Below are 13,590 nucleotides of genomic sequence, written 5' to 3' on the forward strand. Positions count from 1 at the left end.
CGATGAACCCGAACACTCCCAAGTCCAGCGGCTTTACCCACGAGAAGATCGAGACCAACAACCTGCTGATGATCGTGCTGATCCTCGTGGTCGTGGCCGTCGGCGGCCTTGTCGAGATCGTGCCGCTCTTCTTCCAGAAGTCGACCACCGAGGCGGTGCAGGGCGTCAAGCCGCTCACGCCGCTGCAGCTCGCAGGCCGCGACGTCTACCTGCGCGAGGGTTGCTACAACTGCCACTCGCAGATGATCCGGCCCTTCCGCTCGGAGACGCTGCGCTACGGCCACTACTCGGTGGCTGGGGAGTTTGTCTACGACCACCCGTTCCAGTGGGGCAGCAAGCGCACCGGCCCCGACCTGCACCGCGTGGGCGGCAAGTACAGCGACGAGTGGCACCGCATCCACCTGAACAATCCGCGCGACCTGGTTCCCGAATCGAACATGCCGGCCTATTCATGGCTGGAAAAGGCCCTCGTCGACGCCGAAGCCTTGCCAACCCACATGCGCGCGCTGCGCCGTGTCGGCGTGCCCTACACCGACGAGGAAATCGCCAAGGCCACGGAAGAGGTCACAGGCAAGACCGAGATGGAGGCCACGGTGGCCTATCTGCAATCGCTGGGCCTGGCTCTCAAGTAAGCACAGCGGCAAAGGACCGAAACCATGATCGACGTCACCACCTTGCGCGTTGCAGCCACCGTCGTGTGCTTCGCGCTTTTCATCGGCATCGTGATCTGGGCGTATTCGCGTCGCAACGCGCGCGACTTCCAGGAAGCGGCCCGCTTGCCGTTCGAGCAGGACTGAAGGGAGAACCACGATGAGCGATTTCATCAGCCATTTCTGGTCGAACTACGTGGCCGCGGCCTCGCTGCTGAGCATCCTCGGCTGCGTGCTGCTGCTGTGGTTCACAGCCCGCAAGCGGGTTGCGCCGAACGCCGACAACACCACGGGCCACGTCTGGGACGAGGACCTGCGCGAAGCCAACAACCCGTTGCCCATGTGGTGGATCGGCCTGTTCGTGCTGACCATCGTCTTCGGGCTGGGCTACCTGGCGATCTTTCCGGGCCTGGGGAGTTTTCGCGGCCAGTCCGACTGGAGTTCGCGCGGCGAATACGAGGCGGACGTCGCCAAGGCCACACAAGAGCTGGCACCCGTCTACGCGAAATACGCCGCCATGCCGGTCGAGGAGGTTGCAAGGGACCCGCAGGCCAGGGCCATCGGGGAGCGTCTTTTCATGAACAACTGCGCCCAGTGCCATGGTTCCGACGCGCGCGGCAGCAAGGGCTTTCCCAACCTGACCGACAAGGACTGGCTGCACGGCGGCACGCCCGAGAAGATCGTCGAGAGCATCACCAAGGGCCGTGTCGGCGTGATGCCGCCGATGGCTGCGGCCGTCGGCACACCGGATGACGTGAAGAACGTTGCCAACTACGTGCTGAGCCTGGCGGGCGAGCCGCACGATTCGTTGCGTGCCGGCCTCGGAAAGTCGAAGTTCACGGTCTGCGCGGCCTGCCACGGCATCGGGGGCGTGGGCAACCAGGCCATCGGTGCGCCCAACCTGAGCGACAGGATCTGGCTCCACGGCTACGGCGAGGCCGCCATCGTCCAGATGATCAACGCGGGCAAGCACAACGAGATGCCCGCGCAGGAAGGCCGTCTTACCGAGGCGCAGATCCGGATGCTCGCGTCGTATGTCTGGGGGTTCTCCAACAACACCAACACGGCTGCGGCCACGCCGTGAAACCCGAGATCGGCGCAACGCCATGACCCGGAAGATCATTCCCATCGTCAGCGCGGGCAGCGAGGAGGTCGGCCTTTACGAAGCCACGAAGAAGATCTATCCCCGCACGGTGCGCGGCATGTTCGCGCGCTGGCGCTGGGCCATGGTCTTTCTTACGCAGCTGGTGTTCTACGGCCTGCCGTGGGTGGAGTGGGGCGAGCGGCAGATGGTGCTGTTCGACCTGGCCGCGCGCCGCTTCTACATCTTCGGGCTGGTGCTGTATCCGCAGGACCTGATCTATCTCTCGGGCCTGCTGGTCATCAGTGCGCTGTCGCTCTTTCTCTTCACCGCGGTGGCGGGGCGGCTGTGGTGCGGCTACGCCTGCCCGCAGACGGTCTACACCGAGATCTTCATGTGGGTGGAGCACAAGATCGAAGGCAACCGCACCGCGCGCATGCGGCTGGACGCCGAGCCGATGTCGCTCGAGAAGCTGGTGAAGAAATGGTTCAAGCACATCGTCTGGATCGGCATCGCGCTGTGGACCGGCTTCACCTTCGTGGGCTACTTCACGCCCATCCGCGAACTGGGCATGGCCTTCCTGCAAACCCAGATGGGCTCGTGGGAGGTGTTCTGGGTTTTCTTCTACGGCTTTGCCACCTACGGCAATGCCGGCTTCATGCGCGAGCAGGTCTGCAAGTACATGTGCCCCTACGCGCGCTTCCAGAGCGCCATGTTCGACCGCGACACGCTCATCGTCACCTACGACCCGCAGCGCGGCGAACCTCGCGCGCCGCGCCGCAAGGGCCCCGACCCGCGCACGCTGGCGCTGGGCGACTGCATCGACTGCGGCCTGTGCGTGCAGGTGTGCCCGACGGGCATCGACATTCGCCAGGGCCTTCAGTACGAGTGCATCGGCTGCGGCCTTTGCGTGGATGCCTGCGACACCGTCATGCAGAAGATGGCCTACCCGCCGCGGCTGATCCGCTACGACACGCAAAACGGCATGGAAGCCGGCTGGTCGCGCCGCGAACTGCTGCGGCGCGTGCTGCGGCCGCGCGTGCTGCTCTACACGACGATCCTGGCGCTGCTGGTGACCGGACTGCTGGCCAGCCTGATCGTGCGCACGCCGTTCAAGGTCGATGTGGTGCGCGACCGCGCCTCGCTGGCCCGCATTGCCGAGGGCGGGCGGCTGGAGAACGTCTATCGACTCCAGATCATGAACGCCACTGAAAAACCGCAGCAGTACCGCATCGTCGCCGACGGACTGGAAGGCCTCAGCGTCTCGCCCGACGAGCCGGTGACGGTCGACGCCGCCCAGTCACGCTGGGTCGCGGTGCGTCTGCAGGTGCCTTATGGGGTCGTGCCTGCCGGATCGCACACGGTGCACTTCGGCATCCGCGAGGAGGGCGGCGGCGCCCAGGTTTCGGAAAAAGCGGCCTTCCTTGTGCCGCGCTGAAAGGTCGAGATGAGCGCAACAACAATGGCGACAACGAACGAACCGGCGGCCCAGGCCTGGTGGCGCTATCCGCTGCTCTGGATGGTGATCGGCGGTCCGGCGGTCGTGGTGGTCGCGAGCTTCGTGACCTTCTGGCTGGCCTGGCGCAGCCCCGATGCGCTGGTGTCCGAGGACTACTACCGCGAAGGCGTCGAGATCAACAAGACCCTGGCCGCGAAGAAGCTGCTGCCCGCGCTGACCGGTCGCAACCACGCGACCACGCCCGCGAGCGACATGCCGCCGCCGGCCCGGAAGGCCGCGCCATGAACGGAGTGCGCCAGCTCGCGGGCATCCTGTGGCCGTCCTTCCTGGTGGCCTGCGGCATGGAGGTGCTGGTGTTCGCGCTCGTCGATCCCGTCAATGCGTTCTGCGGGGCCGACGCGTTGCGGATGTCGCGCCAGGGTATCTACACCGCCGCCTTCTTCGTCTTCTGGCTGATGGCGGCGTCGTCGAGCGCATGCACGGCATTGCTCGCCAGGCCATCGGCTTCGGAACCTTCTGGAGCACCTCTGCGGACACCCTCGCAATGATTCCTGCCGCCGTTGCTCCTGTGCCCGTGCAGGCACCGCTACCCATCGATCTGCTGAGGGAGTTCGACGTTCCCGGGCCGCGCTACACCTCCTATCCCACAGCCGACCGTTTCGTCGAGGCCTTCGGCGCCGACGACTACGCCAGGGCGCTGAGCCGTCGGCGCGCGGCGAGCGCGGAGGCGCCGCCGCTGTCGCTGTACGTCCATATTCCGTTCTGCGAGTCGCTGTGCTACTACTGCGCCTGCAACAAGGTCGTCACTCGCCACCGCGAGCGGGGCCGGCAGTACCTGGCCTACCTCGCGCGCGAGGTGGAGCTGCAAGTCGCGCAACTGGGCCGCAGCGCCACCGCAGGCCAGTTGCACCTAGGGGGTGGCTCGCCGACCTTCCTCGACGACTCGGAGTTGGGCGAGCTCATGGCGCTGCTGCACCGGTCTTTCGCCTTCGTGCCCGGAGGCGAGCGCTCCATCGAGATCGATCCGCGCACGGTCGACGCGCAGCGGCTGGCGAATCTGGCCGCGCTGGGCTTCAATCGCCTGAGCTTCGGCGTGCAGGACTTCGACCCCGAGGTGCAGCAGGCGGTGCATCGCATCCAGCCGGCGTCGCAGGTCTTCTCGCTGATGGATGCGGCGCGCACGCTGGGTTTCGAATCGATCAACGTCGACCTGATCTACGGCCTGCCGCGGCAGAACGACGCCTCCTTCGAGCGCACGCTCGCGCAGATCAACGAGCTGCGGCCCGACCGCATTGCGCTCTACGCCTATGCGCATCTGCCCGAGCGCTTCAAGCCGCAGCGGCGCATTGCGGCCGAAGAATTGCCTGATGCCGCCACGCGGGTGCGCATGCTCGCAAGCGCGATCACGCGGCTGACCGAAGCGGGTTACGTCTACATCGGCATGGACCACTTCGCGCTGCCCGACGATCCTCTCGCGGTTGCCAGGAGCCAAGGGCGCTTGCAGCGCGACTTCCAGGGCTATGGCACCAGGCCCGGGGGCGACCTGATCGCACTCGGCGTCTCCGGCATCGGCCGCGTGGGCGCCACTTACAGCCAGAACGCAAAGAGCCTCGACGAGTACTACGACCTCCTCGACCAGGGGCGCCTGCCCGTGGTTCGCGGCCTTGCGCTGTCGCGCGACGATCTGTTGCGGCGGGACGTGATCATGGCGCTGATGTGCCGCGGTCGGGTCGACTTCAACGTCATGGGGGATGCGTTTGCAGTCGACTTCCAGCGCTACTTCGCCACCGAGTTCGCGGCGCTCGGGCCGATGGTCGCTCACGGCCTGGTTCGGCTGAGCGACCACGATCTGGTGGTCACCGAGCAGGGCTGGTTCCTGGTGCGCGCGGTCGCCATGGTGTTCGACCGGTACTGCCGCGCGACCCGTACGCGCTTTTCCCGCGTGGTCTGACCATGCAACTCGCGCTCGCCAGTGCCGCGTTTCTCATGGGCCTGGCCGGTGGGCCGCATTGCGTGGCGATGTGCGGCGCCGCTTCATCGGCGGTGATACGGATCGTGCCGCTCGTGCCGGCGGGGCAGGGCGCCGCGTCGGCGCGAGCGGCGCCGGCCGCCTTCCATCTCGGCCGCATCGCGAGCTACGCGACGGCAGGCGCCATTGCCGCGGCCAGCGTCGACAGCCTGGCGCAGGCCAGCACGCAGGTTGCCGCGCTGCGGCCGCTGTGGGTGCTGCTGCACGTCTTCGTGTTCGCCTGGGGTGCGATGCTGGCCGCCACGGGGCGGCAGCCGCTGTGGGCGCAGCGCGTCGGACGCTCGCTCGAGTCGCGTCTTCGCCCCCATGCCGGCGGCACGTGGCTGGGCGTGCTTGCAGCCGGGCTGCTTTGGGTCGCGCTGCCTTGCGGGCTGCTCTATTCGGCCCTGATGCTGGCCAGCCTGGGCAACGGCCCATTGCAGGGCGCCGGACTGATGGCGTTGTTTGCGCTCGGGAGCAGTCTTTCGCTACTGATCGGGCCGTGGCTCTGGCAGCGCTTGCGGTGGGGCGGCGGCGGGGCACGCCAGACCTGGGGTGCGCGGGTGGCCGGCCTGCTGCTGGCGGCCGTGGCGGTACAGGCCCTGTGGTCGGACCTCATCCGCCAGATCGACGTCTGGTGCCGCTGAGGCAACGCTGCGATCTGGATGCAGATCAGAAAGCATCGCCGCTGGCAATCCGGAGGTCCGCCCATCGGATGCAGCGACCCAGGACCACATCGACGACTTCCAGGCGCGTGAGCTGCGTGTCCACGATCTGCAACACAGCCTTCAGGACCGAATACTCGAAGATTTCCGCTCTGCACACGACTGTCTGGCCATCGGTGCTTTGCTCGACATGGAACACGAATTCAAACCGATCCCGGTACTGCGGCGGACCCATGTTTTCAATCCTTTCGCCGCAGCCCCGTGCCTTGTTCGGGCAATTCAGGCCGTTGCTGCGTCAGGATGAAAAATGTATCTCTGCGTAGAAAATCTATCTACGCCATCGTGCGTTTTTCGCGACGGCTATCGAAAACGCTTGGTGAACTCGCGCACCACGCCGATGACCTGGGCATCGCCCAGTGGCTTGATGGGGTAACGGCTGTTCAACGGCTTGAGATACAGGTCCCCGCCGTCTTTCACGAGTTGCTTGAACGTGGTCTCGCTGGCCTCGTTCAGCGCGATGACATAGTCGCCGGGCACCGCCTCCATCTCCGGCTCCACGATCAGGATGGACCCGGCGGGGAACGAGTCGCCGGCCTCGCTGACCATGCTGTCGCCATGCACCCGCAGTGCGTAGGTGTGCTTCTTGACCGGCACGCTCACCGGGATGGTGTCGAATTGCGTTGTCGGCTTGAAGTTGTCGATGACGGTGTAGTTGCCTGCCTCGACCTCGGACACCAGGGGAACCTCAGCGCGCACGTCGGCTCCCCGCGCACCCGCCGACACACCCGAGACCAGTTCCGCAACGGAAATTCCAAGCAGCTTGGCCACACGCGCCTGGTTGGCGCGCTTGGGAGCTGTGCCGCCTTGTTTTTCCCATTGCTGTACTGCGCCACGGCTCACCCCCAGCGCATCAGCAAATTGCTGCTCGCTCATCTGGAGGCGCTTGCGTCCTTCGCGAATTAGTTGACGGCTATTCACAGCCCTAGGGTAGGCGCTGTTTCAGATAGAAAGAAAATCGATGATAGCTCTTCCATCGTCAAGCCAGAGGGCATTCCGGCAGCTTGATAGTTTTGTACCTGTTCGACGAAATTTCTATCCTGGTTTTAAAGCTTTCGCAGTCTTAGGATGATCTAACTGTCAGCCCGCGTAACAATCAGTCCATCGCTGGCGGTTTTGGGGGGAGTCCCATGCCCATGCTGTTGCTGCATCGCCTGGTCGAAGGGGCATTGCCAGCGAGAACCTTCTCGCTCGATGAAATCGAGGAGATCAAGGTTCTGGTTCTTGGTGGTCTCGTGCGCGCGGATCTGCGTGTGGACTCGACGCCTTCCACCGGGGGCAAAGTGATCATGGCGACGATGTTCCAGATCACGGAGAACGGCCGTCGAATGGCTGCTGCATTCCCTTCCTGCGAGAGCAAGCCAACGCACATCCACTTGCACGCCGCTCTTTCCGCTGCATCGGCCAGTGCTTCATACGTGCTTGCGAAGATCGGCCCGCCATCGGCTGCCGCTGCGCGCAGGCCATGACGGCAATGTTCCACGATCTGCGTGTGACTCCGCCCAGTGAAGTCGCCGTGGGCACAACGCTCGGTGCGCGTATAAGGGCCGCCTGCCAGGCGCCGTTTGCGCCGAAACCGATCGAGTACACGATCGGCCGGGTTCAGGAGCGTATCGACCGTCAGTTCCAGTACTTCGAGGCGCTCGGAAAATTCAGCATGTTCGCCGATGGTGCGGTCTTCGTTGGAGCTCGCGTGACCTCCATCGATGACACGGGTGCGAGCATTCGCTGGAAGTCCGCTTTCTTCCCCGGGCCGCGTTATCGGCAAGCCGTCCTGCGGGAGCATGGTGAATTGCTCCCTCTCGGCTTTCATGGGCGCTTCGATCTGTACCTGCAGCAAGTGGTGGAGACGCCGGGTAGCGCGCAGGCAGCCGTCGTCGCGAGATCGGGTGCAGGCGAGGCAACCACCTTCGATTCAAGGAACGGCATGTCCGCCGATGTTGCCCGTGCCTTGCGCGAAGGCATGGTGCGCGCAAGGCTCCTGGCTGCCGGTCCTGCGTAGGGGAATGGTTCGGCCGGATCTCCAGGAATACGCAAGGGAAGCGAATGACGAAAAGGCGGACCATCCACAGCGCGACCATCACCTTGAAACTGCCGCTCGGCATGAACGCGCGCGATGAAATCGAGGCTCTGCGAACCGCAGGCATTCCAGTCGACTGGCTGGGCAACGCGAAAACCGGCTTCCTCTTCGTGCGGACTGGAGGTAGCTCGGAGAGCCGGCAGAACATCTTTCGATGGTTCGCCTCCAGCATCCGATAGCTTCATCTACCCGCGACGCAACGGTGCTTCCTCTTCGGGCGCATCGGCGGCAAGAGTCTTCCATCCCCGGAGCGTGATCTCGAATACCGTGGCCGCGTCCTGGCGCAGGCAGTCGTCGCAGTCCACGTGGGCAGGAGGAATCCGCACCTTGACGTGCCCGGCGGCTTCGAGCACGCGCAGCCTGTCGATCGTCGCCAGGGCGGCCTCGGTGCAAGGCAGCTTCGCTGTGGCGAGTTTCCTGAGCAGGGTCATGCACATCGCAGCGCCTCCATGCAGTCATGTCCGTAGCTCAGCGCCCGGTCGAGGATTCCGACATTCTTCGACAGGAAAGACACGTGACTGTCTCCTTGGGTGGCTGAAGAGGAATCTTGCGCGCCCGACCAGTGGTGGGTGTTGAGATGGATCAAGCTTCGCACGTCAACCCATCAATGTGCGCAGGCTCGCGAGCGCCACCTTCGGATCGGCGATGCCGTGGTAGATGGGCGGCACCTCGAGGCCCAGGCCCGTGAGTCCGTACACCCCGTGCATCGCGCCGCGCACCGAGTACTCGACCGTGAAGACCACATCCTCCGGAATCTCCACGTACTGGCCCAGCAGGGCGAAGTTCTTCGCGCCGGCCGGTATGACGGGCGGGCGGTCCGATGCGCTGCGGCATGCGAACTCGCTGGTGATGTAGGGCATCATCACCGGCACCACGGTCGTGGTGCGCCGCACTTCCTCGAGGATGTCCTCGAAGCCCAGGTGATGCATCAGTTCCGTGAGAATTTCCTGGCCACCAGCCTGTGCCATCGTCTTGTCGACGTGGTTGCCCTGGGTGTCGATCAGCAACCCGTAGCCCCACAGCGTGTAGACCCCCTCGGGCTGGCCCTCGAAGTGCGGCGCGTGCGGCACCACGATCGACATCAGCCAGCTCGAATCCTTGAAGGTCATGAGCCCGCCGGTGCCAGGCGGATTGCCTGAGAGTGCCTGGATGCGCTGGATCAGCAAGGGGCTGCGCATCGTGAGCGTGAAAGACTCCCACTTGCTCTCGTCCACGTTGCCGCAGAAGTTTTCCGGCCTGCCGAGGCCCGGTGCCTTGCGAGCCATGTTGCGCCACAGGGTCCAGGCCCCGTCGCTCTGGTCACGCACCAGTTCCGGCGCCTGGTGGTCGTTGCCGTTGCGCGAGTCGGCGGTCATGGAACCGATGGTGATGAAGGCACATTCCTCTGCGCCGAGGCGGTATGCCAGAGGCCGGCCTTCCCTGACGCAATGCAGCGTCTCGAGCCGCAGGCCGTCTGCACCGGCGGCAAAGTCCGCGTCGACCACGCGCATGCCGTAGTCGAACCGGACCCCGCGATCCAGCAGCCACCTCACCATGGGGCGCACGATGGTGTCGTACTGGTTGAACTCGGTGCGCCGCACGCCGCCCAGCGTGTGGATGCGCGGCAGCTCCTGCAGGAAGCGCAGCATGTAGCGCTTCAGCTCGACGGCGCTGTGCCAATTCTGGAATGCGAAGGTCGTGCGCCACATGGCCCAGAAATGAGTGTCGAGAAAGTGGGTGGAAAAGCATTCCTCGATGCGCTGCCTGCCCAGCACCCGCTCGGGCGTGGCCAGCAGGCGCATCAGCTCCACGCGGTCCTGGAAGTTGAAACCCAGGTCGCTGGCGTTCAGGATGCGGCGATGGCGGTCGATCAGCCGGGCGTGCGCATCGGAGCGCCACAGTGCATTGAAGGCCTGAATCTCGTCGCGCACCGTGCGGTTCGGCGCGCCGGGCGAGGGAATGCTCTGCAGCACGTTCCACAGGCAGGTATAGGTTTCGTCAGTGAACATGCGCCCGCCGCGCGTCACGTATCCCTGGATGGCATTGCCGCTGCCATCGAGAGCGCCACCGGGTGTCGGACCCTCCTCGAGGATGCGGATGTGCGATCCGGGCATGCCGGCGTCGCGGATCAGCAGCACGGCCGCGGAAAGCGCGCCGATGCCGCTGCCGACGATGCAGGCCTGTTGGAAAGAGTTCATGGAGTGGTGCCGTGATGCGAAGACGAGGTCCGAGGCTAGGCCTGCGCGCCCGGCCCGGCCTTGCGCTCGATCAAGCATCGGCGCTGTCGCATGGAAGTTCGCAGGCGATTGATTCAGCGCAAGGCTGTGCGATTCGAGCAGGCCTAAGGTCGCCCCGTCCAAAGCCCGTCAGTCCAAGGAGCCCTCATGCAGACCCCCAAATCCATCCTGCTTCACCTCGACGGCTCGGCCCGTACGGTGGAGCGCATCAAGCTGGCGCGCCAGCTCGCAGAGACTTTCGATGCCGAGGTGACCGGCCAGCCGTGCACCCTGTCCGCGCTCATGCGCTACCCGTTCGCCATCGAGGCTGCCGCGGAGGCCGTCGCGATCATGCAGGAGATCGACAAGGACGCGCGCGGCGCGATGCACGCCACCTTCATGGAGCACAGCGCAGGCTCCCAGCGCCTGCACTGGGCCGAGCCGGAGAGCGACGGTCCGTGGGGATTCGCGCGGCGTGCGCTCTACACCGACCTGATGGTCCTCGGCCAACGCGACCGGAACGACCCGATGGACGGCGAGCTCCCCGGCGATTTCCTGCCCAGCGTGCTGGTGCAGAGCGGTCGGCCGGCGCTGGTGCTGCCGTATGCGGGACCGGTCGGTTCCGTCGGCCGCAACGTGCTGGTGGCGTGGAAGGAAACCCCCGAGTCCGCGCGCGCCGTGACCGCCGCGCTGCCATGGCTGCGAAAGGCAGCCCGGGTGCATGTCGTGGCCTACGGCGAGGACGCAGAGGCGTCGCTGCAGCGCCTGCAGAACTACCTGCGGATGCAGGACGTCCAGAACATCACGCTGCATCCCGGCGGCGACAAGGAAGACGATATCGGCAACAAGCTGCTGTCCTTCGCTGCCGACCTGGGCTCGGACCTGCTGGTGATGGGCTGCTACGGCCACAGCCGGGCGCGCGAATGGGTGATGGGCGGCGCCACGCTGTCCATGCTCCAGTGGATGACTCTGCCCGTGCTGATGTCGCACTGAGGCCACCGGGGCGTCAGTGCGCAGGGGAGGCTGTAATGCGCTTGACTGCCCGCAGCTACGCGAATTGCGCGCCTGCGCGATAGCCTGTTCCCCCGGAGCCGGGCCCGGGGATGTTGCGTTGCTCCAGTTCGAGTGGCGGCAGTGCGGCATTCACGGCAGGACTCGCTCAAAAGACAGCCCGGGCGTTGCCGCCTCAGGCGTCCACCAGCAGGTCGTTCACCACCACTGTGACGCCTGGCGTGGCCCATGCGGCACCCTGCACCGCATCGCGGTCGGTCCAGGAATGGACCGTGCCGCGCAGCGTGACCTGCGAGCCGTTGACCGTGATGGCAAGCTTGCGGGCTTCGCGGTCGGCCTGGCGCGAAAGCGCGTCGTGAATCTTCTTCTCGACGTCGGCAGGGCTCACCTTCGGCTTGACTTTCACGAGGTTCGACACGCCGGTCACCCCCATCAGGTCGCGCACTGCGCTTTCGGCGGCGCTGCGCTGATATCCCCACTCGACTTCGCCAGCCAGCGTGATCCAGCCGTTTTCCACCAGGGGCTGGATCTTGTCGTCGGGAACGAGCGCATTCCAGTCGAGTGCGCATTCGACCGCCATGGCTATGTCGGCATCGGTGCGCTGGTTGTCGAAGGGCAGCTTGACGGTCAATTCGACGGCCAGCGCCTTGACGCCATGCACGCGTTGCACGGCGCGCTCGACAGCGTACTTCTCGGCGTGGCTGGCGAGGTGGCCTGTGAGGGTGACCACGCCGTCCTTGACGATCACGCCGACGTCGGAGGTCTTGACCTCGGGCGCCCAGGTCAGCTCGGCCTGGATGTCGTTGCGCAATTGGGTATCGGTCTTCATGAGGATTCCTTGCGGTGAATGAATGGAAGGGCAGTTGCCTCGGGCCCGGCAGCTCAGGCGATGGCGTCCAGCAGCAGGGCCTGGAGCACGAAGCACCGGTTGTCGGCCAGCGGGATCTTGTCTCCGAGAAGCCCGGCCAGTTGCTCGGCCGGATGGCCTCGCATGGCAGCGCCATCGAAGACCGGAATCCCGGCATGCTGGCCGATCTGTTGAACGAGCACGGGCTCCAGGCCCTGGCACTCCACGGCCTCGTAGAGGCGGCCGAGCATGCGGGCGGTGTGCTGCACTTCCTGCGGCGTACTCGCGGACGACAGGCTCGAGCGCATGACGGCTACGTGGGCGCCCAACGCCTCCGCGGCGCGACGGAACAGCGCCTGAGCCTCGTCGGGCTGCGTTTCGCACAGCAGCCCCAGGTTCTTGCCGCGCAGCAGCTGGCGGGTGGTCCCGTCCAGCGAGGCGCGCTGGAGGATGCGCGCGTGGCACAGCAGGCTCGCCACGTTCAGTGGAGAGAGCTGCGGCTCGGCCTCGGGACTGCGGGCGTTGTTGGAAAGGGGCATGGCAATGGTCAATGTGTGACTCGCCAAGGTTAGGGACGCCAACGGTCCCGGACTTGATGCAGGTCAAAGCACGGAGCGGGCCTCGTGCGACTTGCAGCACGCCGAATGCCGTTGATACACGCCGGACACACTTCATTCACCGAGCGTTACCCACCGATTCCGACCGTTGTCATTGCGTTGCCGAGGGCTTCCTAGCATCCATCCATCGACACGCGACAGATCACCAAGGAGTCCAGATGCTCAATACCGCCACTTCCTCGAAGACCACACCGGTCCTGCCGACCATCGGCCGGGAGTGCGCGGACCGGAGCACCGGCGATACGCTGAAGCTGCTTGCCGAGCAACTCAAGCCGCAGCGCCGTGTGGTGCACACGGGTGACACGATCTACCAGGCGGGCGAGCGCTTCGGCAATCTCTACATCCTGAACTCGGGCTTCTTCAAGATCGTGAATCTCTCGGCCGACGGGCGCGAGCAGGTGGTGGGTCTCAAGTTCCGCGGTGACTGGCTCGGCTTCGACGGCATCGCGGGCAGCCGCTATTCATGCGATGCGGTGGCCATGGATACCGGCGAGATCTGGGTTGTGTCGTACGAGGCCCTGCTGGCCGCCTGCGTCACGCATCCCGGCTTGCTGCAAGTTCTGCACACCGCCATGAGCCGGGAGATCTCGCACGACCGGGACTCGCTGATGTCCGTCTGCACACTGCCGGCCGACGCCCGCGTGGCCGACTTCCTGCGCTACTGGGCGGAGACGCTGGCCGAGCGCGGCATGCGCACCGACGAGATCACGCTGCGCATGACGCGCGCCGAGATCGGCAACTACCTGGGCATGACGCTCGAGAGCGTGAGCCGCGCGCTGTCGCGGCTGGCGCGCGACAACGTCATCGGGTTTGCCACCAAGGGGCGCCGCGATGTGCAGATTCCCGACGTCGGCGCGCTGTCGGCCTTCGTGCAGCGCTGCCTGGCACCTGCACCCGCAATGCTCCAGTAAAGGTCGCAG

Annotated in this window: 19 protein-coding genes; 13 read left to right on the forward strand and 6 right to left on the reverse strand. The window is 65.5% G+C overall.

What is annotated here, in order from left to right; genetic code table 11:
- Positions 1–2 precede the first annotated feature (2 nt).
- The 8 genes from ccoO to ACZYSP_RS02230 are packed head-to-tail and all read left to right on the forward strand — an operon-like array spanning position 3 to position 5,845.
- Entirely contained in the window at positions 3–632 is a 630-nt protein-coding gene (ccoO, locus tag ACZYSP_RS02195; RefSeq protein WP_093074307.1) for a cytochrome-c oxidase, cbb3-type subunit II, read from the forward strand.
- Positions 633–656: 24 nt separating this feature from the next.
- On the forward strand, positions 657–797 hold the full coding sequence (locus ACZYSP_RS02200; RefSeq protein ID WP_093074305.1) for a cbb3-type cytochrome oxidase subunit 3: 141 nt from the start codon (positions 657–659) through the stop codon (positions 795–797).
- A gap of 13 nt (positions 798–810) precedes the next feature.
- Positions 811–1,734, forward strand: a complete 924-nt coding sequence (gene ccoP, locus ACZYSP_RS02205; protein WP_489012904.1) for a cytochrome-c oxidase, cbb3-type subunit III — start codon at positions 811–813, stop codon at positions 1,732–1,734.
- 22 nt (positions 1,735–1,756) lie between these two features.
- Positions 1,757–3,169 (forward strand): cytochrome c oxidase accessory protein CcoG, encoded by a 1,413-nt coding sequence (gene ccoG / locus ACZYSP_RS02210; protein WP_426388609.1) that lies wholly within the window; start codon positions 1,757–1,759, stop codon positions 3,167–3,169.
- A 9-nt stretch (positions 3,170–3,178) separates the two neighbouring features.
- Positions 3,179–3,475, forward strand: a complete 297-nt coding sequence (locus ACZYSP_RS02215; protein ID WP_426388611.1) for a FixH family protein — start codon at positions 3,179–3,181, stop codon at positions 3,473–3,475.
- Positions 3,472–3,738 (forward strand): hypothetical protein, encoded by a 267-nt coding sequence (locus ACZYSP_RS02220; protein WP_093058420.1) that lies wholly within the window; start codon positions 3,472–3,474, stop codon positions 3,736–3,738. The genes ACZYSP_RS02215 and ACZYSP_RS02220 overlap by 4 nt, the downstream gene beginning before the upstream one ends.
- Positions 3,735–5,141 carry an oxygen-independent coproporphyrinogen III oxidase gene (hemN, locus tag ACZYSP_RS02225; RefSeq protein WP_489012905.1) on the forward strand — a complete coding sequence of 469 codons (1,407 nt, stop codon included), beginning with the start codon at positions 3,735–3,737 and terminating at the stop codon, positions 5,139–5,141. The genes ACZYSP_RS02220 and hemN overlap by 4 nt, the downstream gene beginning before the upstream one ends.
- Before the next feature lie 2 nt (positions 5,142–5,143).
- Positions 5,144–5,845, forward strand: a complete 702-nt coding sequence (locus ACZYSP_RS02230) for a sulfite exporter TauE/SafE family protein (RefSeq protein ID WP_489012906.1) — start codon at positions 5,144–5,146, stop codon at positions 5,843–5,845.
- Positions 5,846–5,870: 25 nt separating this feature from the next.
- Here ACZYSP_RS02230 and ACZYSP_RS02235 read toward each other — a convergent pair whose 3' ends face one another.
- Positions 5,871–6,098, reverse strand: coding sequence for a hypothetical protein (locus tag ACZYSP_RS02235; protein ID WP_489012907.1), 228 nt, complete (start codon positions 6,096–6,098; stop codon positions 5,871–5,873).
- Positions 6,099–6,223: 125 nt separating this feature from the next.
- On the reverse strand, positions 6,224–6,841 hold the full coding sequence (locus ACZYSP_RS02240) for a LexA family protein (protein ID WP_256330720.1): 618 nt from the start codon (positions 6,839–6,841) through the stop codon (positions 6,224–6,226).
- Positions 6,842–7,056: 215 nt separating this feature from the next.
- On the opposite strand from ACZYSP_RS02240, the gene ACZYSP_RS02245 reads away from it, so the two are divergent.
- From ACZYSP_RS02245 to ACZYSP_RS02255, 3 genes are all read left to right on the forward strand, one after another.
- A complete protein-coding gene (locus ACZYSP_RS02245) occupies positions 7,057–7,389 on the forward strand; it encodes a hypothetical protein (RefSeq protein ID WP_143042647.1) in 333 nt (110 codons plus the stop codon).
- Between the two features lie 5 nt (positions 7,390–7,394).
- Complete coding sequence (locus tag ACZYSP_RS02250; protein ID WP_307614225.1) at positions 7,395–7,922, forward strand: hypothetical protein; 528 nt, start codon at positions 7,395–7,397, stop codon at positions 7,920–7,922.
- An 83-nt stretch (positions 7,923–8,005) separates the two neighbouring features.
- Entirely contained in the window at positions 8,006–8,179 is a 174-nt protein-coding gene (locus ACZYSP_RS02255; protein ID WP_256216638.1) for a hypothetical protein, read from the forward strand.
- Between the two features lie 6 nt (positions 8,180–8,185).
- Here the strand turns inward: ACZYSP_RS02255 and ACZYSP_RS02260 are convergent, their stop codons facing one another.
- Complete coding sequence (locus ACZYSP_RS02260) at positions 8,186–8,437, reverse strand: hypothetical protein (RefSeq protein ID WP_093058428.1); 252 nt, start codon at positions 8,435–8,437, stop codon at positions 8,186–8,188.
- 159 nt (positions 8,438–8,596) lie between these two features.
- Positions 8,597–10,177: an oleate hydratase gene (locus ACZYSP_RS02265; protein WP_489012908.1), complete on the reverse strand. Its 1,581-nt coding sequence runs from the start codon at positions 10,175–10,177 to the stop codon at positions 8,597–8,599.
- 186 nt (positions 10,178–10,363) lie between these two features.
- Between ACZYSP_RS02265 and ACZYSP_RS02270 the strand changes: the two genes are divergently transcribed.
- Positions 10,364–11,188 carry a universal stress protein gene (locus ACZYSP_RS02270; RefSeq protein WP_093074284.1) on the forward strand — a complete coding sequence of 275 codons (825 nt, stop codon included), beginning with the start codon at positions 10,364–10,366 and terminating at the stop codon, positions 11,186–11,188.
- 193 nt (positions 11,189–11,381) lie between these two features.
- Here ACZYSP_RS02270 and ACZYSP_RS02275 read toward each other — a convergent pair whose 3' ends face one another.
- Positions 11,382–12,035 carry a BON domain-containing protein gene (locus ACZYSP_RS02275; RefSeq protein WP_093173597.1) on the reverse strand — a complete coding sequence of 218 codons (654 nt, stop codon included), beginning with the start codon at positions 12,033–12,035 and terminating at the stop codon, positions 11,382–11,384.
- Between the two features lie 53 nt (positions 12,036–12,088).
- Positions 12,089–12,592, reverse strand: coding sequence for a Rossmann-fold NAD(P)-binding domain-containing protein (locus tag ACZYSP_RS02280; protein WP_489012909.1), 504 nt, complete (start codon positions 12,590–12,592; stop codon positions 12,089–12,091).
- Between the two features lie 236 nt (positions 12,593–12,828).
- Between ACZYSP_RS02280 and ACZYSP_RS02285 the strand changes: the two genes are divergently transcribed.
- Positions 12,829–13,581, forward strand: coding sequence for a Crp/Fnr family transcriptional regulator (locus tag ACZYSP_RS02285; RefSeq protein WP_093074280.1), 753 nt, complete (start codon positions 12,829–12,831; stop codon positions 13,579–13,581).
- Positions 13,582–13,590 lie beyond the last annotated feature (9 nt).

It is taken from the genome of Variovorax sp. F042 (genome assembly GCF_057814215.1).